Genomic DNA, 22,310 nt, shown 5'->3' with positions numbered 1-22,310 from the left:
AGTATTCTCTCTTAATATTCGTGTTTTTAAAAATAGGAATTATAAAATTGATTAGGTAAAGAATCAAAATATTATTCATACGCTTAAAAGCGTATCCATTAACTTGGATACGCTTCTATCTAGATAAACCACTAGTTCGATATATAAAATGTCAAGCATTCACAAAATATTTGACGAGCTTACAGAGCCCTATCAGCTTAAAATTTATGTATGCTGACTAGTAGCCGTGAAGTTATAATTCTGCTGTAATGAATTTTCATCTCAGCGAAATATTATATTTGATGCCATATTTTTAAAACTTAAATAATCCTTAGCCAAAATTCACAATCATCTCATACATTTGAATAGTCGTTTGCATAGGTTCTACACGAAGCTCATCATGTAAAGTTGCTACACATCGTTCATACCATTTAACTGCCTGTGTTCTATTTTGCATTTGATAATAAGCAAACATAAGCAAACGATAGGCCTCTTCCCACGTTGGATCTATCCGTATGAGTTTCTCAGACCAGTATATCGTGTTCTCGAAATCCTTTATACGCGTACTCGTTTGAGCCAATCTTTCTAAAACTAACATATACTGTTGCTCTGTTTTCTCACGGTCATGAGAGATCCATTCATTGGCAGGATTATCTTCTAGAAGGCTACCATTATAGAGTCTCACTGCCTTTAATAGATGTTCTAACGATAACGATGCAACTTTTTCTTGCATTCCTAGCGTAACGTAATCATTAAATGTCTCTAAGTCACTATGAACAACTGCTTCTGGATTAATACGGTACATTGATTGTTTACGGACTATAAAAAAAGATTCTCCTCGCGCTTGCCTTTTTGGTTCTATAACTTTAAGCAGCGCATTTAAGACAACCTTAAAATCGCGATCATTTGTTTTTTCATCCTCTTTCCATAGGTTTCTTATTAATTCTTCCTTAGGTACAAATCGATTTTTATGCAAATATAAAAAAGTAAGAAGCTCCTTCGACTTTTCTCTTTGCCATTTCCTTTCTTCTACTTCATGAATGCCCATAAATAGAGTAAAGGAGCCTAGAAGCTGCAGTCTCAGAGAATATCCTGGGTAAGGTATATCATCTCGCACATCTAATTTTTCTATCAATTTTTGCAAGAAGGGATCTTTGTTTCCTTTTAGAAGTAAGCTTCCCTTTTTAAGAAGGGGATAATTGACCTGTAGATCCACTGGACCAAATACGGTTTTTTTCAGCAGAAAGAAAAGAAAATTATTTTCCACACACATTCTTGCAAATTTCAGCAAGGAACCTAAAAAAGGTTCACTCATTTGAAGCTCTGCATAAATACTAGAAAGCCAGTAGTTACTGATCATTTCTCCGTATATATCTCCATTTTTATAAAATAATGCATTTGCTTCCTGACATATTGCTTCAGCTTTGTCTAAATCACCATTTTCATAATAAACAATGGACAGGCCAAGCATAATATAAGCAGATAGCCAATAATCATTACTTTTGATTGTTTCACGCAATCCCATTTCACCGTAATCAATAGCTTCCTGAAGCTTCCCCTGCCTAGACTTTAAAATAGAAAGTCCCAAGTAAGGCTCGGCTTTAGCTCTTGAAACATCTAAGTCTTCCATTCGTTGTACGGCTTTTAAGTATAGAGATTCAGGTGTCTTTTGATCAAATGGATTGTACAAAATTTCAGAATGACCCTTTCTAATCCACCCCACTGCCTCCACGAAACCTGACTTTTCTTTGATGCCTGTTTCGATGCCTTTATTAGCAGCTTTTTTAGCTTTTTCGATTTCTCCTGTCAGTGAGTAAATAAACGAGAGTAAGATGTCAGTTTCTCGATGAGAATCGGGAATAGCTATTTCATCTCCTAGCCTCGACTCTAAAACCTGAACTGCGTCATTAAGCAGCCCGGTTCTTAAATAGATTCGCGCATCCAAATTACCATTCCTTAAAATAAATGGATCTAAATTCTCCATCGATACCCATTCACTAGCCTCTTTGGTTTTTCCTAAATTCACTAGATTCTCAGCATGAAGCCTTTTTAGAGAATTCTGTTCCTGAATCGATATTTCTTCACTTTCATTTGCCCATTTAATGGCTTCCTCTAAAAATGATTTTGCTAATGCTGGTTGAATAGTATCTAGATAAATATGTGCCATCCCTGCATTAGCTCTGCTTATAAATAGAACATTTTGCTTTGTCTGAGCAATATCTAAACACACTTCATATGATTTCCTAGCTTTTTCATAAAAAGCCCGATATCGATGACACTCACCCTCAAAATAATAGAGTTCGTAAAACATTTCCCTAGTAGTAGGAGACAAATGATCCTTCATCAAGTCTAACAGCCAATCGAATTGACCAGCCATAATCATTGAGTTCGCATTCTGAATAATCATTTCAGCTAAAAATAGCTCATCTTTAGATTTTTCTGCATGATAAATAGCTTGTACGATATTATTTTGCTCTTTAAAAAACCTAGATACTTTTTTATGTGTTTCATAATACATTAAAGAATTTGTTTGTAGCCATTTATCTTCTAAAAATTGTTGAAACAAAGAGTGAAATCTATAAGTATTAGAGTCACTTAACATCTGGATGAAAGAGTGAGTTGATGTTAGCAACTGTAACTGAACAAGTTCTTCTTCACCAAAGAATTCCTTTATTTCTATTGCTGAAAAAACTGGAAAAATACTAAAATTCAATAAGGAATGTTGATTTTTGAGGGTCATATTAGAAAATACTTCTTCCGAAAGATAGGAAAATAATTCATTCAATGCAAAATCAGAAAGATCTGCTATCACTTTGTTTGATTCCGCTACTTGTATGGCAATCAATTGTATCGCGATAGCCCACCCCTCTGTTAGCTTTAAAACGTTTTCCGCTTCTACACTTGTAATTGTTTTATCAAAGTAATCTTCAAAGAACACTTGAATTTCTTCCTCGGTAAACATAAAATCTTTTTCCTTTATCTCCACTAATTGACCATTTAACTTAAGCTTGAGTAGAACTGTCCATTTTGGTCGAATCCGTGAAGCTATAACTATATTGATAGAAGGAGGAAGAAACTCTATTATTTTTTCAATTACATAATTAATGTGGAATACATGATCAACCAAATGATAATCATCTAAAACAATTGTAAAAGGGGTGCCCATTACTGAAAGCTCATTACTGAAAAGAGAGTACCACCTAATTAGCTCAGCCTCCTTTGGATACATGAATAGAAGGCTATCCTCTAGGAGACTGCTTCCAAACGCTGGAACAACTTTACGAATGCTATGTACTAAATGGCGTAGAAAAGGAAGAATATTATCATCCTCCTCCGATATGGAGTACCATGAAAACGTTTCCTTAGAATCTTGAAAATATTGAGCAAGGGCAGAGCTTTTTCCAAAGCCTGCACCACTATGTAAGAGACAAACTTTTTTGTCCGCTTTACTTTTCAATTTTTTAATTAAAGAAGACCTTCTCATATAATTTGAAGAAGGAACCGGTGGATTAAGCTTAGACAGTAAGATAGTTGGTTGTTCCATCGAATACCCCCCAAAGAAAATGCCATGTATATAACCATATCCTAACATACAATTTAATTGAATAGAAAGATAATTACAGTTGTGTTAGAATATAAGAATTATAGAAAAGGGGTTTTGAGATGAGCTTTCCAACATTGTCTACAGAGAGATTAAAGTTAATAGAAATTAAAGATGAACATGTGGCTAGTATTTTCTCCATTTTTTCCAATGAAGAAGTCATTAAGTATTACGGGATGTCCCCGTTTACAAAAGAAGAACAAGCTGATGCGTTACTTAAATCATTTGCTACAGGTTTTGAGCAAAAAAAATCTATGCGTTGGGGAATAGAATTGAAAGAAACTGGAGAGTTTATTGGAACTGTTGGATTAAATAACTTATCTTTAGCTAGTAAAAGAACAGAAATTGGCTATGAACTATTACCTGGCCATTGGAGAAAAGGAATAGTGAGTGAAGCTGTGAGGGCTGTTATAGACTATTGCTTTAATGTTTTAAATCTATACCGTATAGGAGCAGTAACATTCCCTCAAAACGAGGCCTCTTTTACGTTACTTTTAAATCTAGGATTTGAAAAGGAAGGTTTGTTGAGAGGGTATCTATATCAAGATAACAGCTCACATGATGCTTTCATCTTTTCCCTCACCAAGCCTGATTGGAGAGAGTAATCTTTTTCTTTATGTGAAATTTGCTTCGTTTCTTTCAACGAACCGAAGCAAATTAATGTCTATCAAAAATGAGACTAAATGAATAGGAAATGCCCCATGATAAAACTATAGAAAATAGCCCTTTATCAGCTAATCCTTATACAAATCTAAAGAATATTAAATCGCTATGATTATATTTATTCATTTGCTTTTTCAAGTAAAAAAATGCTTACATTTTAAGTGAAAGTATTATTAATTAATAAACACAAACCGTAATCAAGCACTCATTTAAAAATCCACGTATTAAACCCATCAACTTGTTCTTGTAGTTTCCAATCCATCTTGTAATAATATTGGTTAAATTTTGATTCAATTGGACATAGAGCTACGATTGGCGCGTCATTTATAAAGAGAAGCATCTTTTTTAAAACGCCTTTACCACGATACTTTGAACTTACAGCAAATTGATAAAGTGAAATGGTATTGGCTGTTTTTCTTCGATAAAAACGAATTGCTCCCACAACATGCCCATTTTCTATAGCTAGTATCATTTGGTTCCTTCTAATAGCAGCTTGAGTTCCAAGAGGGCATAAAAACTCTTCTGAATATATCTCGCTACTATCGGGATTTAAGTTTTCTTTGAAGAAAGCTATTACATTAGGTATAGAAGCTGGTTTAGCTAGTAAGATATGCATTTTTTACCCCTTCAATTGGCTCAGTAAAGAGTTATATATTTCTCCGATGATTCCTTCCAGTTGATGTACCCCTAGTTCTGCATTTGTCATTATGACAGCACCTTTCTCCAAATATGGGTATGCTACCATCATACATTGAAAGCCTACTCCCCATCCAAGTGATGAGATTTCCAGTTGGTTCTCAGATTCCTCAAGAAATACACCAAGTCCTGCCCATTTTTTTCTTCCTTGTGAACTAATTAACTCCTTTGCTGCTATAGCAGAGATACCGGTTTTACTTTCACCTTTCAAAGCATTCATTAATTCTTGGACTAATTTAGCTATATTTTCAGAGGTTGTCCATAATCCAGAAGCAGCGGGATATGGATATAAAGGATATTTTTCATTCACTACTTCTCCGTTTTTGTTATGACCACACGAAACGTTTTCTTCACTCATACTTGCTGCTGTCATAGCATAGTTACTATTCTCCATTTCTAATGGTGTAAATATATGCTCAGTCATAACTTGGATGAATGATTTTTTCATTGAGTCTTCAATTACTTGCTGAATTATACAGTAGCTAGCATCTGAATAATGAAATTCACTTTCAGGTTCATATGTAACTTCAATTGGGCAATTATTGTAGGGCGTTTTTCCTTCTAGTAATTCCACCATTGTTGGAGTGCCATTACTTGCAACATGCTCTGGAAAACTATTGATAGGATCTACAATTCCAGATTGATGGCTAAGTAAGTTTCTTAAAGTTACTCTTTTTAAGTTAGTAAAATCATTCTCTGGGATATTCCAAGATATAAGTTTCTCGTTAACATTTTCATCTAAATCTAAATCCCCTTGTTGGACGAGTTTTATAACCAACATTCCAGTTAGAAACTTACTAATAGAACAAGCGTTAAAAAGAGAATTCTCGTTGATAGCTTTTCTGCTTCCCACCTCTAAAACCCCTTGGTTTATGCATGCACTGATTTGTCCCTGATCAATTAATGTAATACTTACTCCTGGCACCTTATAGTAATGCATTCGTTCTGCCAAATTGAAGTTTTTTAGTCTCATGTAATTTCCTCCTACAACTCGTTATCTATATATTAACACGAATGTATGTTCTTGTAACGAATATTTCGTTAATTTACACAAAAAAAGAGCCCTAAATCATATAAGATTTAGGGCCCGTTTCTATCTATTATGCTTCTAGCATTTTGTTACGTAACACCATTTGAAGGATACCGCCATGACGGTAGTAATCTACCTCAACCTCTGAGTCGAAACGAGCAAGCACATTGAATTCTTTTACAGAACCATCTTCTGCTTTAGCTGTTACTTTCAGGATATCACGAGGTTTAACTCCTTCAGCAATATTCACACTAATTTCTTCTTTACCAGTTAAGCCTAATGTTTCAGCATTTTCACCTGGTAAGAAATTAAGAGGTAAAACACCCATCATTACAAGATTTGAACGGTGAATACGCTCAAAGCTTTCCGTAATTACTGCTTTAATGCCTAAAAGATTTGTTCCTTTAGCTGCCCAGTCACGAGATGATCCCATACCATAATCTTTTCCGCCAATTACTACTAAACCGGTACCTTCTTCTTGATACTTCATAGCAGCATCATAGATGGACATGATTTCGCCTGTTGGCCAGTAAGTAGTATATCCACCTTCTGTGCCAGGAGCTACTTGGTTACGAATACGAATATTTGCAAATGTACCGCGCATCATTACTTCATGGTTACCACGACGAGAACCATATGAGTTGAAGTCACGTACCTCTACACCATTTTCACGTAAGTATTTACCTGCAGGAGTATCTTTACCAATTGCACCAGCCGGTGAAATATGGTCAGTAGTAATAGAGTCACCAAATTTGGCTACTATGCGAAGACCATCAAGTGATTCAATTTGACCAGGTTCCTTAGATAATCCTTGGAAGAATGGTGGGTTTTGAATATAAGTTGATTTGTCATCAAATGAATATAGTGATTCTGTAGAAGTTTCAATTGCATTCCAAGCTTCGTTTTCATCGAATACACGTGCATATTCCTTTTGGAATAGTTCACGAGTAACCACTTTAGAAAGTACTTGGTTAACTTCTTCAGTAGATGGCCAAATATCAGCAAAGAATACTTCGTTGCCATCTTGGTCTTTACCAAATGAATCTTTTTGTAGGTCAATATCTACAGTTCCAGCAAGAGCATATGCCACAACTAATGGTGGTGAAGCCAAGTAGTTAGCTTTTACTAATGGATGCACACGACCTTCAAAGTTACGGTTACCAGAAAGCACAGAAGTTACGAATAAATCTTCGTCAATAATCGCTTTCTCGATTTCAGGCAACAATGGACCAGAGTTACCGATACATGTAGTACAACCATAACCAACTGTGTTGAATCCAATTTCATCAAGGAATTTGTCTAGTCCTGAATCTTGTAAATAACCAGTAACTACCTTAGAACCAGGTGCTAATGATGTTTTTACATATGCAGGTACTTTCAATCCTTTTTCTACAGCTTTTTTCGCAACTAAACCAGCTGCTAGCATAACGTATGGGTTAGATGTGTTTGTACAAGAAGTGATTGCAGCAATTGCAACAGCACCAGTTGGCATAACAACATCTCTGTCTTCAAATTTTACAGTTGCAGATTTAGCAAACTCTTTTTCTGATAATCCGAAGCCTTGTGTACCTTGAGGAGCAACTACTGCTTCACGGTAACGAGATTTCATATCAGTAAGAGGAATTAAATCTTGTGGACGTTTTGGTCCTGAAAGATTTGCTTGGATTGCACCAAGGTCAATTTCAATAACATCTGTGTATACAGGCTCTAAAGTTGGATCAAAGAACATGTCGTTTGCTTTTAAGTAAGCTTCAACAACTGCAATATGTTCTTCTTCACGGCCAGTTAGACGCAAGTATTCAAGTGATTCCTCATCGATAGCGAAGTAACCACAAGTAGCACCATACTCAGGAGCCATGTTAGCAATAGTTGCACGGTCAGCAAGTGGTAATTTAGATACCCCAGGGCCGAAGAATTCAACAAATTTACCAACAACACCACGTTGACGAAGTACTTGAGTAACTTTAAGCGCTAAGTCAGTAGCAGTCGTTCCGTTTGGAAGATCTCCTGTTAATTTCACTCCGATAACTTCAGGAATTGGGAAGTATGAAGGTTGACCAAGCATTCCTGCCTCAGCCTCAATACCACCTACACCCCATCCAAGTACACCAAGACCATTAATCATTGTTGTATGTGAATCAGTACCAACTACTGAGTCTGGGAATGTTTCTAATGTACCGTCAGTTGATTCGTTTACGTGTACGATTGGCGCTAGGTACTCTAAGTTAACTTGGTGAACGATACCAGTCGCTGGAGGTACAGCACGGAAATTATCGTATGCTGTTTGAGCCCATTTTAAGAAGTTGTAACGCTCTGCATTACGTTCGAACTCAAGATCCATATTAGCTTGTAAAGCTGAAGCAGTACCATATTTATCTACTTGTACTGAGTGATCGATTACAAGGTCAACTGGAATAGCAGGGTTAATTTTGTCCGGATTACCGCCCATTTCGTTCATGGCAGAACGTAATGCTGCTAAATCAACTACTACTGGTACTCCTGTGAAATCTTGTAGTACAACTCGAGAAGGTTTAAATGGAACTTCTGCTTCTGGGTCTGCATCTTTACCCCATTTTGCTAATTGTTCTACATGTTCATCTTTAATAACATATCCATCATGTTGACGTAGCACAGACTCTAGCAATACTTTAATTGAGTATGGTAGACGTGAAACGTTTGCAATTCCTGCTTCTTCTAGAGCTGCTAAACGATAATAAGTATATTCTTTTCCATTTAGCGTGAAAGAAGTACGGCTATTGTGTAAGCTATCTTTTGCCATTAGTAATCCTCCTAATATCTATTGAAAAGACTCTATTCAAGTAACTTTTCTCCATAACTAATCATAACTTATCTCTATTGATAAGTAAATTACATTAAAATTATTATAAGTAATAATTAATTCTAATGACCTTTTATCTTTTTGATTGTTTTCTCTAATTGCTTCAAATGACGTTTTTCATGTAATCCTACGAATGGAAACCACTGCACAAGTGGTACTTGTCCAAATAAAGGATGCTTTAATGATTTTTTTTGAAATACCTGATAATCATTATCAGCATATACTTTTAATAATTCCATTCTTGCCTCATGCAATTTATTTTTCATCACCTCTTTTGTCTCATAATCAGGCTTTGGCACTGTATGTTTAGGTGCCTTTACTTTGATCAATCGGAAAGTCGAAACCCCAATAGGCTTCTTTTTCACTTGTGGGCTTTGAGGATTGGCAATTTCGGCCTTTATTCCTTTTACAATGGTATTCTCCATCTTAACTAAGTGTTCCATAATTTCCTTTGGCGACCAAGCATTATTATCAGGTTTTTTATTAAACTCTTCCTCTGTTAAGGAATCTACCAGACGGAATAGATCCGCTCGAATTTCATTATTTTTTTCTAAAAACATTTTATACCTCCACTAAGCTTTGTTTACATATCTTTTAACTTATACCCATTTCCCTAGTAATACAATCTAAATTTCAGAACATATTCTTATTTAGTTTATACTTAAATACCATTTTCACAATTCCAATTTATATGAAAAGACATGGATGTTCTATCCAGGAAATTTGATAATTATCCAAGGTTGATAAAATCACTATAAATAAATCAAAATTTAATAATTAAAATTTGTCACGAAGTATGGTTTACTCCGCTCGATTTAAAACTAGACAACTCTATCTTATCGTATTTAGCAAATAAAAAAGCAGAGAAACAAGATTTCTCTACTTTATACTTATTAAAATTTGAATTAAAAATTATTTATTTAATGAAAGGAACTAAATTCGATAATAATATCCAAGATGAGGATTGTATGAAATATAGCAAACCAAATTGCTTGTTTATTTAGCTTTTTTGTTTGTTTTTTATCCATTTCTTAATCGCTCCTTTTTAGATTGTAATTTTCCATTTGAGTTTATCTCAGAGCTTTAACAATAAAAACGAACATTTATCAATTTGTTGCTAGATAAAAATACGCAACGATATTAGCGATTGACTGAGACTGGAGACATTACAAAAGTAATAATGGAAAAAGGTATAATATTTTGCCCTTACCTGATTAATAAAAGAAAACGCTTGGAACAGAAATCAATAAACCTTATCGCTTTAATAGTATATATTTGATTTCTACCCACATTATTCATGTTTTTTATTTGAATAAGCTCTTTTAAAATGGGTAATCTAAGTGAGAATTTTATCAAACTCATCCATACTTATATTAGAGGTATTGTTTTTCATACTTATGGGTTTTTGATTGTATAGTGACCTTTATTGCATCCAATTGTATCTAATAGGGCTGAAACCTTTACAACCGATCTAAAATAATATAGAAGTCTTGCTCCATTTGATTTCTATGGAAAAGAGAAGCAATTCATTCTAGGTGAATTAGTAGTACTACAAAATATTCTTGATATGAGGTTTGAACAAGTATATATGCAGTGGGCAAACAATATTAGAAGCTCATAATTCTGAATTGTCTACAGTAGCGTATGAAGCTGGAGCTTCAAGTTTTATCGAGAATGGAGACCATGGGGCGATAATTATTTAAATATTCCTTAAGTGCGAATTTTTTTAAATTAATTAGGTATGTTTAGTTTCTGTGGAAGTTGGTTATATAAAGAGTGTACAAGATAACAATTATTTGAGGAGATGAAGACAATGGGACTAATTTTATACTTAATCATCGGTGGGATCATCGGTTGGCTAGCAGGATTAATTCTTGGTAAAGATATACCTGGAGGAATTATAGGTAATATTGTAGCAGGTATTATCGGGGCATGGATCGGTGGAATGATTTTCCCTGACTTGGGTCCAGTTATTTGGGATATGGCAATTATTCCTGCATTAATCGGAGCAATTATTTTAGTTGCAATATTAAGTTTGATTTTAAAGAGTATGCGTAAGTAAGCAAAAAAATTATACGTACACCAAAAAGGGACGACTATATCATAGTCAGTCCCTTTTTCATTGTAATTGTTGAAGTGAAGGCCAAATGCTATTCACTGTTAGAAGTTCTTATAGGCCATCCTGAACGGTAGCAGTTTGGAGTGTGGCAAGCTGTTTTTCATAAAGGTGATAAAAGTGGAGCACGTCCTCCACATATTTATTGCTGCGGTTATAGTTAAAAATGGCTTTTTCAATTTCACCATCTGCTGCACCACTTGCTGCCAAGTAATTAGCAGCACTGTAGATAGCATCCTCTAAGTCATAAGGATCCGCATAACCATCTCCATTTGCATCTATACCATATCCTCCGTATTGAGCTATTACTGCAGGGTTTATTTTATCCTCCTCAGGTATTTCTCCTAAACCAAGTCCACCACAGCTAGGATGCGACCACCCCACAAAGGTACAAGGCATAAATTGCATATGCCCCTCTGCCCCCACTGGTGATAACAAAGGATCCATAGTAGAAAACTTGGTTTCGATTCGATGATGTGCAGCGAGAAGAGTCCAAGGAATCCCATATTCATCCGCAGCATCTTTATAAATTGGTATGTATTCCCCTGGAACATCTATCTTTGTCGTAGACTTTTGAATAGATGTCGCCCATTCCTGGACAGCAGGTATTTTACGAAGCTCCTGCCAGCTCACTATTAACAGAACATATACTGTGATCGTTACTGGCAACAAGAGGATAATACTCCACAGCTTCCATTTATATGATTTTTGTTTCTTAGATGTCATTCTTAAAAGCCACCTTTTCATTACTTGCTTCAGAATACTCCTTCAATAAATGGTTTAAAGTTAACGCCTTATTGAAGAAATAGCTTTGGAGGTAATGGCAATCTAAATTCTTTAAGCAACAAACCTGATAAGGGTCTTCTACTCCCTCGGCTAAGATTTTCACCTCCAAGTTATGAGCTAAAGAAAGGATGGATTGAACGATTGCCCTTGTTTTAGATTTATGTATCTCTTGTGTGAAGCTTTGGTCAATATTAATAATATTCCCCGGAAGCTGTTCAAGATGTTTAAAATAAGAGTAGCCTGTGCCAAAATCATCCATGGCAATTTGAAATCCGAATTCCTTTAATTCCTGAAGGAATCTGATGACAAAGTATATTCCATAATAATTGAGTCTGTGATTTCCAATACAATCTTGTTTTGGGAGATATTGATCTCATGCAGTATTAGCTTTGTACGCTAAATATAATCCTGTTGATAAAATTGTCTAGCTGAAACATTTATGCTAAAAAGTAATTTTTTACCTAAAGATTTCTCTATAACAAGAAATTCTCACATGTTTCTCTTAATACAAAGTCACCATTCTAGATTATTAATCCACTTTATCAGCTAGTGAAATAAATTCTCCTAGAGAAACAAAATTACCTTCATATCTCTACCCTAGCAATGATTCTACTCTAATAATCTCACTAGTACTAGTTGAAATTTGTGGATGAAAATTTTAAAAAAGCTCGTTGTTAAGCACCCTATTAACAAGAATTGAAAGTTCTATATGGTAAGGAATATACTTTAATACACCTAATTTCTTAACTTCACGTATATATTAATACATTCTAAAAGATAGAGCTCTATATGTTTTCTTTAAGTTCATGGGTGCCCCCCACCCTACCTAGCCATTTCTCTAAGAAAACAATAGCACAAATTGACAATAACTGCATAAAAAATTGCGAACTTTCTATTTAAAATATATACTATTTTGGATATTCAATAACGGGAGGTGAAAATTTTATGTGGAAGGACTTTAAAGAATTTGCATTCAAGGGTAATGTATTAGACCTTGCAGTTGCCGTAGTAATCGGAGCTGCTTTTGGAAACATCGTTACATCATTAGTAGAAAATATCATCATTTCTTTACTAGGAATACTGTTAGGAGATATAGATTTTACAAGTATTAAATTAGGAGAACTCCTAATTGGAAATTTTCTTCAATCAGTCTTCAATTTTTTAGTGATTGCATTTTCTATCTTCATATTTATAAGATTACTATCTAGATTTAAACGTAAAGAAGACGTGGTTGCAGCTACACAAGATGCTCCTCCTGTAGACTCAAAGAAAGTATTGTTGGAAGAAATTAGAGATTTACTAAAAAAACAAGCAAACAATTGATATACATAAGTTTCTCTTCCAGGTAAAACGAATTTCCGGCAGTAAAAGTAGTCAAAAAAATACCCCGTAAATATTAGTTTAGGATCTAATATTTACGGGATAATTTATTATTTACAGACTTTTTTCGAGAAACAGCTTATTATTGGCCTTCTTTAATTAAAGTTTCGATATCGATTACTATTTCTTCTTTTGGCACTTCTTTAACCCCGCCGTAGTTTTTTACAGCTACTCCATTTTGATCGACTAAATAAAAGGAGGATCCGTGAATCACTTGGTCATCGTTTGGATTGTTGCGAACAAGTGCTTTAAATGATTTTTCAGCAAACTGTGAGATATACTCTTGAGAATATCCAGTTAAAAGCTCCCATTTACTTTCATCTGGCACCTCATACAATTCCAGATATTCTTTTAATACTTCAGGTGAATCTACATCCGGATCTACGCTGAAAGCCACAATTTTATAATCCTCAATACCTTTTTCCTCTAACATTCCTTGTATTTCTGTAAGGTTAAAGGTCATTGGAGGACAGACCGTAGTACAATTAGTAAAAATAAAAGTAGCTAACCAAACGGTTCCTTTTAAATCATCTAATGATACCTCTTCGCCACGCTGATTATCAAAAACAAAATCTTCTATCTCCCAGTTAGTTTGGGCTTTAAAATCACTGCTGCCACATCCTGCGAGGACCAATATACTTATTGTTAACATAACTAATAATTTCTTCATCATATGACCCCTTTATAACATCATAGCCTAATCTTATAGAAAGAAAATAATTCATTCAACTACTCTGTCTCAGATATTTCAACAGTTTTGTGTCTACACTTTACTTAAGGACAACAGTGCGTTTTTTATTTCTTCAAGCTTGCTCTCAACTCTGTGCATTAAATAGAACGAGACAAAGATGGGAAAGCCTATATCTTGAATAACCATTAGCCACTGCTCCATCGGATATCCTCCTTCCTAGTAACTTTTAGAAAATACATATTCGTACCATAACAAAGACAGGTTTTAATATACACCTCAGAAATGTCACAAAGCTTGTGAAATTACTAAAGAGCTATGAAATATAGGTCACCTCCTTTATGTCACATTTAGGGACCACAAATCTACACAAGCATTTGGAAAAATGTATATTTTCTCTGTTGCTTTCAAAAAGGCCCTCCTAAGGAGAGCCTAATGTTTAGAAAAGTAATAATGACGAACTTGTTCCCTATCAACTGTTTCGAATCTTTAAATGACAACAAATTATACGTGAGCTATGGACAAAGATATATGTCTGCAATCTAAGCTCGGGCTAGTTAGCATATTTGCTAGATTATTTCATTAACGTTTCGATCTACTACCTTCGCGCTTTTGATCGAGGTTAAACTAAAGCTTTCTGCATGAAAAGCATCACTAGTAATAATAGCTTGCATTCCAGCTTCAATTTCGTTTCGAGTCAGGTTTTCACGAGGGTCATCAACGGTCAAAAGTACTGCTTTTCCGTTTGACGATTCAAATTGCATTTGTAAAGTTTTAGCCATGATTATTCCTCCTTATTTTTTAGTTAAGATTAGATGTTTGTATTTTCTCTGCCCCCACAAATGGGCTAGTAGAAAATCCCGAAAGAATTGTTACCGCTGCTTCTAGCTGGTCTGCGTTTGCATTCGCCTTTACATTGCGATACGTTTTTGACTTTGTTTTCATTTTCCCATCTGTTCCAATTCCTGCTTCAAAAGTTATTCTTAAAACTGATTGTTTATGTGCCAAGTTTGCCATCTGAATCACCTCCTCTCACTCTCTATATAGAAAGTTTTTAGCAGAAAGGATACATTCATGATGAAAATTCTTTTCAAACACTTTATACTAATAGTTAGAAGAATGAGGTGAATAGATTGTTAGATGGATGGTTTTTATGGTTTATACTTTTTTGGGTTGTTGTCTTAGTAGTTTTAATGGGAATTGGAGGATTCTTCATGTTCCGAAAATTTCTCAAATCTATGCCTAAAAACGATGGTAAATCGGATCTCGACTGGGAAGAGTATTATGTAGATAAAACAATTCACCTTTGGAATGATGAGCAAAAAGCTCTCTTAAATGAGCTGGTTGCTCCGGTTCCTGATTTATTCCGACCTGTAGCCAAACAGAAAATTGCTGGTAAGATTGGTCAGATTGCCATAGAAGAAAATGCTACTGCAATCACACAAGAATTGTTAATTCGTGGATATATTATCGCCACCCCTAAAAGAGATCATAAATTTTTGCGGAAGAAACTCAAGGAATTGGCTGTAGATGTATCTCCTTTTGAAAAGTACTTTGCTTTATCAGAGGACAGAAAAAAAACGAGCACCCCTTAGAGGATGCTCGTTTTTATATTGGCTGTTTTTGTATTTTCTTAAACTTTATGAACATTGCTATTCTCCATGGAACAATCATTCCAAATGCTAAAATCCAAAACATTCCACTTAGTGCTCCCACATCTATGCTAGAGCTAAGTATTATCTTCCCTATTAATCGAATAATTAGTAGACCGATTAATATAAAGATAAATGCCTTCGACTGCTTAAGATAGATTTCCCCATCTTTGTATTCGAACTTGGATGTCCATATGAGAATAATGGAAAATAGCATACCAACTAGTAGTGCTTCGCCAATTTGTGCTAACGTTACTCGAAAGAAAGGAAACACAAACATTAGTGCTCCGGTTGACATAAATAGAGGCGGTAATAAGATTTTTTTTACACTTGCTGGTCGCTTTGCAGATTTTGCTCGCAAGGTCGTCACCAGTACTCCCATACCTAGCGCAATGACCGTAGAAACAATTATCATAACATTGGCCGGAACTATATCAAACATTGGTATTCCCCACATCATATAAATTCTTCATTTAAATTTTTTAAAACACTTCAGTTACATTACGTAACACATTAATAAGCTGATCAGGATCAAAAGGTTTGGTGATAAAATCCTTCGCTCCGTATTCTAAAGCATCTACAATTAGTTTTTGTTGGCCAAGTGCAGTGACCATAACAATCTTCGCATCAGGAAATTCAGTAACGATATGCTTTACAGCTTCGATACCTGTCATTGTCGGCATGGTAACATCCATTGTCACCACATCCGGTTTTAAATTCCTATATTGCTCGATCGCCTCAAGCCCATTAGTGGCTTCACCCACTATATCAAATTGATGATCTTGTAGCATTCGTTTAATCGTTGTTCGCATGAATACCGCATCATCCACTACTAAAACTGTCGGCATATTATTGCCTCCTTACTTAAAATCCGGTAAAGTCTCCAAAAATAGGGCTTAAAATACGAATTATATAAGTTAATCCGTCGAAAAACAACAAAATTCCTAATGCGATCATAATATAGCCACCGATTTTAACAATCAGGTTACTATTTTTACGAATCCAGTTCAAGCGTGTTATAAAGAACGAAAGGACAAAGAAAGGAATAGCAAAGCCTAATACATATGCGAGCATATACCAAACACCTGACCCAGGGTTAGAACTAGCTAATAGCAATACAGAAGCTAAGATTGGCCCTGTACAAGGCTGCCAGCCTGCTGCAAAAGCCATACCGATTAACGCAGTTCCTATGTAACCAGATGGTTTGTTTTTAAACTGTAATCTTTTCTCCTTCATTAAAAATTCAGGTTTAAAAACGCCGACTACCATTAATCCAAACGCTACGATAAATATAGCACCGACCTGACGTATCAAATCATCGTATTGAATAAAAAATGTTCCTACAAAGGAAGTGGCAAAACCTAATGCAATGAATATGACAGAGAAGCCAAGCAAGAAAAACAAAGTATGAAGCATTCCTCTTTTTTGCATTAGCTTTCTATCGGTTTTAAGTTCTTCTAAAGACATTCCAGTAATATAAGATAGAAATGCGGGATACAACGGTAAAGTACATGGGGAAATAAAGCTTAAAAACCCAGCACCGAACGCCAGTAGTAAATTAACATCTGAACTCACGGCAGTCTTCCTTTCCGAATTACTGTTCCTATCGTATCAAATTTCCCATACTTTTACTCTATTAATGCTTGTGACAGCTTTTTGAATTTTTTATGCTATATCATCTACAACTCCATTTTGTAGCAGGTACATCTTATGATATAACCCTTTTTCATTTAATAATTGCTGATGTGTCCCTCTTTCTACAATCTCTCCATGATGAAGTACAAGTATTAGTTCTGCATCCTGGATTGTACTTAATCGATGGGCAATCGCAATCGTTGTTCTTCCTTTTCGCATATTTTCAAGACTGCTTTGTATCGCTACCTCAGTTTCTGTATCTATATTGGCAGTTGCCTCATCCAAGACGAGGATTTTCGGATTAGTGGCAATTGTTCTTGCGAAGGCAATTAGCTGCCTTTGTCCACTTGAGAATGTAGATCCTCTCTCAGAAACTTTTTGCTTATAACCCTTTGGTAATTTTTCAATAAATTTGTTAGCCTGCACGAACTCCGCAGCATTTCTTACTTCTTCGTCTGTCATATCGGGTGCGTGAAGTCTAATGTTGCTTTCAATGTCTCCATAAAAGAGGAATGGATCCTGTAGCACTAGCCCCAACTTATTTCTAATCTCGGCCATTGGAAACTCTTTAATAGAATGATCATCAATTCTTATATCTCCACGTTCGAACTCATAGAAGCGCATAAGCAAGTTGATAATGGAACTTTTTCCACTTCCAGTGTGTCCAACTAGTGCGACTGTTTGACCTGGCTCAGCTGTGAATGAGATATTTTTCAGCACATCTGTTTTTCCATCATAGGAAAAGGTAACATTTTTAAACTCAATTTTCCCTGACTCAATTTTTGCAGTTTCTTTATTTTGCTGTTCTGGAGTTAGGTCATTTTCATCTAATAGCTTAAATACTCGGGAAGCTGCTACGATTGCTTGTTGAAAAATAGATAATCTCTGCATCACTTGATTGATGGGTTCAAAGAATCTATCAATATATGTGACAAAAGCATAGATAACCCCAACCTCCACAATATTGTTCATAGAAGTGATTCCAAAATAGCTCAGCAAGATAATGATCGCAAGTGCGTAAACCATATCAATTGCAGGGCGTAGTAACAAGCTATCTAATTTAATGTTTTTTCTTCCAGCCTTCCAATGTGAGTTGTTTATATCATTGAACTCATCTTGAAGTCTATCCTCCTGCCTAAACGCTTGAATCATCGTCATCCCTTGTAAGGATTCAGCAAGCTTGGCATTCAATTGACTAAGTCTTTCGCGTAAATCCTGATATACTACCGAACTATATCGACGGTAGGTAACAATAATCACAAATAGAATCGGAAGTAATACAGTTGTTATTAAAGCAAGCTTCACGTTCAATAGGAACATGGCAATATAGACCCCGATGATTAGGAATCCACTTTGTATAAAGCCTACTAGTACGCTCACAAACATATCCTTAATAGCCTCTGTATCATTTGTTACCCTAGATACGATGCTACCGGCAGGCGTTTTATCGAAATAGCGCATTCCTAGTCGATGCACCTTTGAAAAGACGTCTATACGCATTTGCTGTATTATCTTTAAGGCAATTTCCTGGAACTTCAATAATTGAAAGTAACTAACTATAATATTTCCTATTTGAATAAAAATATATCCTAGCGCTAGTCCAACAAGTGGACCCGTTGGGAATATTCTAGGAGTTAAATAATTGTCCATAAAGGTTTTAATCAAGTATGGTCCAAGAATATCTCCCGTCACTGTTAATATTAATAGAAACAAGGCAAGAGTAATCGCTTTTTTATGTGGTTTTAGGTAAGTGAGCAGTCTTTTGAGAACTTGCCATTGGTCTTTTCCTGTAAGCACTGGCTGCTTTTCATTCATCAGACGCTACCTCCTTTTTCCACAAGTGTTTCTAGTTGCTGTAATTGATACATTTCATAATACATCCCTTTTAACCTCATTAACTCCTCATGAGTTCCTTTTTCTAAAATAGTACCTTCATCCATTACAATAATTTGATGAGCGTGCTGAATAGCACTCAAACGATGGGAAGTAATAATCGTTGTTTCATCTGTTCGATTTTTCTTCAGTGCTTCTAATATTGCTTCCTCTGTCCTTGCATCTACTGCAGAAAGAGAATCGTCTAGTATAAGCAATTCAGGCTTCATCATAAGAGCGCGTGCTATGGATATGCGTTGCTTTTGTCCGCCCGATAATGACACGCCACGTTCACCGACAATCGTGTTATAGCCATCTGTGAACTGCAGTATATCCTCATGGATATTTGCTAACTTTGCGGCTTCATATACTTCCTCCATTGTTGCCCCAGCATTTGCAAATGCAATATTGCCCGCAACAGTAGTAGAAAATAAGAAGTGATCCTGTGGCACATAACCGATTGCTTCTCGCAGGTTTCTTTTCTTATATGCATCAATGGAATGATTACCATACATGATTCTTCCCTGATAGCCCTCAAACTCTCTCATAAGCAATTTTAAAATTGCTGTTTTTCCTGAACCTGTCTTTCCAACAATCCCAAGCGTTTCACCTTGTTTAAGGGTAAAATGAATGTCACGAAGGGCAACACGATCATCTCCAGTAAACTTGAACTGTTCGATATCAAAGTGAATATCGCCAGCAGGCTTAATCTCTAAAGCCCCAACATGGTCATCAATTTCAATTTCTTCCTCTAGGATATTTCGAATTCGGTCATAGGAAGCTCTCCCACGTTCAACAATGTTAAACAACCATCCGAAAGCAAGCATCGGCCACACCAATAAGCCTAAATACGAAGTGAATGCAAAGAGGTCTCCTACGCTCATCTCTTCTGCCAATATAAAACGTGTTCCGAACACAATCGATAAGAAAAAACACATTCCAACTACTAAAGAAATCGTAGGGTCAAACAGAGAATCCACTTTCGCAACATGCATATTTTTGTCTACAACTTCTTTAGAAAGGTGAACAAAGTCGTCTGTATCTTCTTTCTCTTGTCCAAAAGTTTTAATAACCTTTACACCTGAAATGCTTTCTTGAGCTTTATCATTTAAATTTGAGAAAGCCTCCTGCGCGAAACGGAAACGTTGGTGTAGCAGCTTCCCATAATAACTAGTAGAGATTGCCATCAACGGTAAAGGAAGCAAAGCAATAATTGTAAGTTTCCAGTTAATCGTAAAAGCCATAGCGGCAATTACAAAACCTCCAGTTGCTAAGGAATCAACCAATGTCAAAACCCCCGAACCCGCAGTTTGCTGCACAGCAGACAAATCATTAGTTGCGTGAGCCATTAAATCTCCAACTCTCTTTTTCTGATAAAAGGAAGGAGCCATTTTGGTGAAATGATGAAATAACTTTTCTCTCAATAATCTTGCGAGAAAAATGGAAGAGCCGAAAATCATAATTCTCCAATAATACCGCAAAACATACATGCCCAAAGCGGCAGCAGCCAAAATTGCAAGCCATTTTATTAAGAATTCGCTTGTCAGCGTACCCTCATGAATCTCATCAACTACTAAACCAATAATTTTTGGTGGAAAAAGCTGCAAAAATGCTACAAAAAGAAGCATTAAAATACCGAATAAGTATTGCTTTTTCCTTTGTTTAAAATACCAACCCAACTCCAAGAATACTTTCACTTTATTTCCCCCAAATTACAAATTAAGACTTTACTAGTTTAGCAAATGTTTGAACATTACGAAAGATGGGAAAACAAAATAATTCGAAATCTGAAATAATTCCAACGAGCTATATTAGAAGCTTTCGATTACGAAAACACAAAAAAAATAATTATGATACATTTAATAAAAACTACTGAAAGGTGGCATAAGCATGTTCAAAGACAAGGTGGTAATTATAACAGGGGCAGCTCAAGGTATTGGTAGAGGTTTGGCACTGGTATACGCGGAAAAAGGAGCTAATGTGGTTTTGGCCGATATCGACGAAACTCTAGGTAAAGAAACGGAGGTTTCATTGTTACAACAAGGTTACTCCTGCCTTTTTATACAGACAGATGTCCGAATTGAAAAGGATGTCATGAATCTAATGACACAAACTACTAGGAAATTCGGCACCATTGACATTCTAGTTAACAACGCTGGTAAGTTTAAGCCCAGCTCCCCTTATGATTTGTCTTTAGAGGATTGGGATGACATTATCAATACAAATTTACGCAGTGTCTTTCTTTGTTCTAGGGAAGCGGCCAAGGTAATGAGAAACAATGAGCATGGTGGCTCAATTGTGTCGATGGCTTCCACAAGAGCGTTCATGTCAGAGCCCAACTCAGAGTCCTATGCAGCCACAAAAGGCGGAATTATTGCATTAACACATTCTCTTGCCAGCTCGCTAGCTCCTGATCATATTATGGTCAATTGTATATCTCCTGGCTGGATCGAAACTGGGAACTATGACAAATTACGAGCAGTGGATCACAGCCAGCATTTCTCAGGCCGTGTAGGAAAACCTAACGACATTGCAAAGGCTTGTATATATCTGACGGACCCATCAAACGACTTTGTAACAGGTATTAATGTGACCGTTGATGGCGGGATGACGAAAAAAATGATTTACGAGGAGTAAATCAGGAGCAAGGAAGACATAGGGGATGTCCTCTATAATGAATGTATATTCAAGCTACTCCTCTAGCTATGTGCATTGCCTATAGAATTCAAAAAGGCAAAAACAATGCCTCTTATGATATGCCTCATCGTTTTTGCCTAATTGTTTCACGGGAATAGACTTCATTTCATAAACGAAATCGCTTAAAACTCCCTATGTATCCTTACATTCACTTTTCAACCTCTTTCCTATAACTAATGAACTCTATTTTCTCACCGTTCATATAATAGAATTCTTTATGAGATGAGATTTTCTGGAATCCATTTTTCTCTAAAACTTTTTGAGAAGCGATGTTATTTGTTGTTGTCTTTGCATCTACTTGGTTAATCTCTTCCCATGAAATAGTCTGCAATAACATTTGCAAGGCCAAACTGGCAATACCTTTGCCAGTATTCACCTCTCCAATTCTGTAGCCTAACTCACCTCTTTTTTGTTTTTTATCAATATCTACTAAATTGATGCGTCCTATAATAGCATTATCTTGTTTGATGAGATAAAAATAAGACTCACCTCTTGCCTGTTCTTCTAGCAAAGTCTTATTTCTACTATTAAAAATTTCTGGAAGATAGTATTCTTCTCCTCGAGAGGGGACCATCTGTTCAAAATATACTCTGTTCTTCTGTTCAAAAAGATATAAATCTGTTAAATCATCCAAGCTTAGCATTTCAATACTAATATTCATATAAAACTCCTTTTT

Annotated in this window: 22 protein-coding genes; 5 read left to right on the top strand and 17 right to left on the bottom strand. The window is 35.7% G+C overall.

Going from position 1 to position 22,310, the window contains the following annotated elements:
- Positions 1–310: 310 nt before the first annotated feature.
- Positions 311–3,523 (bottom strand): BTAD domain-containing putative transcriptional regulator, encoded by a 3,213-nt coding sequence (locus tag MKY94_RS10285; RefSeq protein ID WP_342578627.1) that lies wholly within the window; start codon positions 3,521–3,523, stop codon positions 311–313.
- Between the two features lie 119 nt (positions 3,524–3,642).
- On the opposite strand from MKY94_RS10285, the gene MKY94_RS10280 reads away from it, so the two are divergent.
- Positions 3,643–4,185, top strand: a complete 543-nt coding sequence (locus MKY94_RS10280) for a GNAT family N-acetyltransferase (RefSeq protein ID WP_342578626.1) — start codon at positions 3,643–3,645, stop codon at positions 4,183–4,185.
- 263 nt (positions 4,186–4,448) lie between these two features.
- On the opposite strand, the gene MKY94_RS10275 is transcribed toward MKY94_RS10280, so the two are convergent.
- From MKY94_RS10275 to MKY94_RS10260, 4 genes are all read right to left on the bottom strand, one after another.
- Positions 4,449–4,859, bottom strand: coding sequence for a GNAT family N-acetyltransferase (locus MKY94_RS10275; RefSeq protein ID WP_144536472.1), 411 nt, complete (start codon positions 4,857–4,859; stop codon positions 4,449–4,451).
- Between the two features lie 3 nt (positions 4,860–4,862).
- Positions 4,863–5,912: a serine hydrolase domain-containing protein gene (locus tag MKY94_RS10270; protein WP_342578625.1), complete on the bottom strand. Its 1,050-nt coding sequence runs from the start codon at positions 5,910–5,912 to the stop codon at positions 4,863–4,865.
- Positions 5,913–6,039: 127 nt separating this feature from the next.
- The gene (gene acnA, locus MKY94_RS10265; RefSeq protein WP_144536476.1) at positions 6,040–8,748 is read right to left on the bottom strand and encodes an aconitate hydratase AcnA; all 2,709 of its coding nucleotides are present in this window, start codon (positions 8,746–8,748) and stop codon (positions 6,040–6,042) included.
- A 122-nt stretch (positions 8,749–8,870) separates the two neighbouring features.
- Positions 8,871–9,368 carry a DinB family protein gene (locus MKY94_RS10260; RefSeq protein ID WP_144536477.1) on the bottom strand — a complete coding sequence of 166 codons (498 nt, stop codon included), beginning with the start codon at positions 9,366–9,368 and terminating at the stop codon, positions 8,871–8,873.
- Between the two features lie 1,253 nt (positions 9,369–10,621).
- Here MKY94_RS10260 and MKY94_RS10255 point away from each other — a divergent pair.
- Positions 10,622–10,870, top strand: a complete 249-nt coding sequence (locus MKY94_RS10255) for a GlsB/YeaQ/YmgE family stress response membrane protein (RefSeq protein WP_144536478.1) — start codon at positions 10,622–10,624, stop codon at positions 10,868–10,870.
- Between the two features lie 108 nt (positions 10,871–10,978).
- Here the strand turns inward: MKY94_RS10255 and MKY94_RS10250 are convergent, their stop codons facing one another.
- Both MKY94_RS10250 and MKY94_RS10245 read right to left on the bottom strand, forming a co-directional pair.
- Positions 10,979–11,650 (bottom strand): lytic transglycosylase domain-containing protein, encoded by a 672-nt coding sequence (locus tag MKY94_RS10250; protein ID WP_144536479.1) that lies wholly within the window; start codon positions 11,648–11,650, stop codon positions 10,979–10,981.
- Positions 11,640–12,014, bottom strand: a complete 375-nt coding sequence (locus MKY94_RS10245; RefSeq protein ID WP_318245409.1) for an EAL domain-containing protein — start codon at positions 12,012–12,014, stop codon at positions 11,640–11,642. Before MKY94_RS10245 ends, MKY94_RS10250 begins: the two co-directional genes overlap by 11 nt.
- Positions 12,015–12,655: 641 nt before the next feature.
- On the opposite strand from MKY94_RS10245, the gene mscL reads away from it, so the two are divergent.
- On the top strand, positions 12,656–13,033 hold the full coding sequence (gene mscL, locus MKY94_RS10240; protein ID WP_342578624.1) for a large conductance mechanosensitive channel protein MscL: 378 nt from the start codon (positions 12,656–12,658) through the stop codon (positions 13,031–13,033).
- Between the two features lie 139 nt (positions 13,034–13,172).
- Here mscL and MKY94_RS10235 read toward each other — a convergent pair whose 3' ends face one another.
- From MKY94_RS10235 to MKY94_RS10220, 4 genes are all read right to left on the bottom strand, one after another.
- Complete coding sequence (locus tag MKY94_RS10235) at positions 13,173–13,763, bottom strand: SCO family protein (protein WP_342578623.1); 591 nt, start codon at positions 13,761–13,763, stop codon at positions 13,173–13,175.
- 90 nt (positions 13,764–13,853) lie between these two features.
- Positions 13,854–13,982 carry a YvrJ family protein gene (locus tag MKY94_RS10230; protein ID WP_144536483.1) on the bottom strand — a complete coding sequence of 43 codons (129 nt, stop codon included), beginning with the start codon at positions 13,980–13,982 and terminating at the stop codon, positions 13,854–13,856.
- Between the two features lie 365 nt (positions 13,983–14,347).
- Positions 14,348–14,560: a DUF2922 domain-containing protein gene (locus MKY94_RS10225; RefSeq protein ID WP_144536484.1), complete on the bottom strand. Its 213-nt coding sequence runs from the start codon at positions 14,558–14,560 to the stop codon at positions 14,348–14,350.
- A gap of 19 nt (positions 14,561–14,579) precedes the next feature.
- Positions 14,580–14,795: a DUF1659 domain-containing protein gene (locus tag MKY94_RS10220; protein WP_151109889.1), complete on the bottom strand. Its 216-nt coding sequence runs from the start codon at positions 14,793–14,795 to the stop codon at positions 14,580–14,582.
- Between the two features lie 116 nt (positions 14,796–14,911).
- On the opposite strand from MKY94_RS10220, the gene MKY94_RS10215 reads away from it, so the two are divergent.
- Positions 14,912–15,373: a DUF2621 family protein gene (locus MKY94_RS10215; RefSeq protein WP_144536487.1), complete on the top strand. Its 462-nt coding sequence runs from the start codon at positions 14,912–14,914 to the stop codon at positions 15,371–15,373.
- Between the two features lie 13 nt (positions 15,374–15,386).
- Here MKY94_RS10215 and MKY94_RS10210 read toward each other — a convergent pair whose 3' ends face one another.
- From MKY94_RS10210 to MKY94_RS10190, 5 genes are all read right to left on the bottom strand, one after another.
- On the bottom strand, positions 15,387–15,872 hold the full coding sequence (locus tag MKY94_RS10210) for a cytochrome c biogenesis protein CcdC (protein WP_144536489.1): 486 nt from the start codon (positions 15,870–15,872) through the stop codon (positions 15,387–15,389).
- Positions 15,873–15,912: 40 nt separating this feature from the next.
- Entirely contained in the window at positions 15,913–16,278 is a 366-nt protein-coding gene (locus MKY94_RS10205; RefSeq protein WP_144536491.1) for a response regulator, read from the bottom strand.
- Between the two features lie 16 nt (positions 16,279–16,294).
- Positions 16,295–17,005, bottom strand: a complete 711-nt coding sequence (locus MKY94_RS10200; protein ID WP_144536493.1) for a cytochrome c biogenesis protein CcdA — start codon at positions 17,003–17,005, stop codon at positions 16,295–16,297.
- Between the two features lie 90 nt (positions 17,006–17,095).
- A complete protein-coding gene (locus tag MKY94_RS10195; protein ID WP_151109895.1) occupies positions 17,096–18,880 on the bottom strand; it encodes an ABC transporter transmembrane domain-containing protein in 1,785 nt (594 codons plus the stop codon).
- Positions 18,880–20,634: an ABC transporter transmembrane domain-containing protein gene (locus tag MKY94_RS10190; protein ID WP_342578622.1), complete on the bottom strand. Its 1,755-nt coding sequence runs from the start codon at positions 20,632–20,634 to the stop codon at positions 18,880–18,882. The genes MKY94_RS10195 and MKY94_RS10190 overlap by 1 nt, the downstream gene beginning before the upstream one ends.
- 193 nt (positions 20,635–20,827) lie before the next feature.
- Here MKY94_RS10190 and MKY94_RS10185 point away from each other — a divergent pair, with 193 nt between their 5' ends.
- A complete protein-coding gene (locus MKY94_RS10185) occupies positions 20,828–21,574 on the top strand; it encodes a glucose 1-dehydrogenase (protein WP_144536499.1) in 747 nt (248 codons plus the stop codon).
- 208 nt (positions 21,575–21,782) lie between these two features.
- Here the strand turns inward: MKY94_RS10185 and MKY94_RS10180 are convergent, their stop codons facing one another.
- Positions 21,783–22,295 carry a GNAT family protein gene (locus MKY94_RS10180; protein ID WP_342578621.1) on the bottom strand — a complete coding sequence of 171 codons (513 nt, stop codon included), beginning with the start codon at positions 22,293–22,295 and terminating at the stop codon, positions 21,783–21,785.
- Between the last annotated feature and the right edge of the window lie 15 nt (positions 22,296–22,310).

This window comes from Psychrobacillus sp. FSL K6-2843 (genome assembly GCF_038626375.1).
Taxonomy (GTDB): Bacteria; Bacillota; Bacilli; order Bacillales_A; family Planococcaceae; genus Psychrobacillus; species Psychrobacillus faecigallinarum.
Note: the sequence above shows the minus strand (reverse complement) of the source record. Positions and strands in the feature narration are given on the sequence as shown.

Bases quoted from the DNA above. Each gene is read 5' to 3' on its own strand.
- MKY94_RS10285 (WP_342578627.1), bottom strand. From the start codon at position 3,523: ATGGAACAACCAACTATCTTACTGTCTAAGCTTAATCCACCGGTTCCT.
- MKY94_RS10280 (WP_342578626.1), top strand. From the start codon at position 3,643: ATGAGCTTTCCAACATTGTCTACAGAGAGATTAAAGTTAATAGAAATT.
- MKY94_RS10275 (WP_144536472.1), bottom strand. From the start codon at position 4,859: ATGCATATCTTACTAGCTAAACCAGCTTCTATACCTAATGTAATAGCT.
- MKY94_RS10270 (WP_342578625.1), bottom strand. From the start codon at position 5,912: ATGAGACTAAAAAACTTCAATTTGGCAGAACGAATGCATTACTATAAG.
- acnA (WP_144536476.1), bottom strand. From the start codon at position 8,748: ATGGCAAAAGATAGCTTACACAATAGCCGTACTTCTTTCACGCTAAAT.
- MKY94_RS10260 (WP_144536477.1), bottom strand. From the start codon at position 9,368: ATGTTTTTAGAAAAAAATAATGAAATTCGAGCGGATCTATTCCGTCTG.
- MKY94_RS10255 (WP_144536478.1), top strand. From the start codon at position 10,622: ATGGGACTAATTTTATACTTAATCATCGGTGGGATCATCGGTTGGCTA.
- MKY94_RS10250 (WP_144536479.1), bottom strand. From the start codon at position 11,650: ATGACATCTAAGAAACAAAAATCATATAAATGGAAGCTGTGGAGTATT.
- mscL (WP_342578624.1), top strand. From the start codon at position 12,656: ATGTGGAAGGACTTTAAAGAATTTGCATTCAAGGGTAATGTATTAGAC.
- MKY94_RS10235 (WP_342578623.1), bottom strand. From the start codon at position 13,763: ATGATGAAGAAATTATTAGTTATGTTAACAATAAGTATATTGGTCCTC.
- MKY94_RS10230 (WP_144536483.1), bottom strand. From the start codon at position 13,982: ATGGAGCAGTGGCTAATGGTTATTCAAGATATAGGCTTTCCCATCTTT.
- MKY94_RS10225 (WP_144536484.1), bottom strand. From the start codon at position 14,560: ATGGCTAAAACTTTACAAATGCAATTTGAATCGTCAAACGGAAAAGCA.
- MKY94_RS10220 (WP_151109889.1), bottom strand. From the start codon at position 14,795: ATGGCAAACTTGGCACATAAACAATCAGTTTTAAGAATAACTTTTGAA.
- MKY94_RS10210 (WP_144536489.1), bottom strand. From the start codon at position 15,872: ATGTTTGATATAGTTCCGGCCAATGTTATGATAATTGTTTCTACGGTC.
- MKY94_RS10205 (WP_144536491.1), bottom strand. From the start codon at position 16,278: ATGCCGACAGTTTTAGTAGTGGATGATGCGGTATTCATGCGAACAACG.
- MKY94_RS10195 (WP_151109895.1), bottom strand. From the start codon at position 18,880: ATGAATGAAAAGCAGCCAGTGCTTACAGGAAAAGACCAATGGCAAGTT.
- MKY94_RS10185 (WP_144536499.1), top strand. From the start codon at position 20,828: ATGTTCAAAGACAAGGTGGTAATTATAACAGGGGCAGCTCAAGGTATT.
- MKY94_RS10180 (WP_342578621.1), bottom strand. From the start codon at position 22,295: ATGAATATTAGTATTGAAATGCTAAGCTTGGATGATTTAACAGATTTA.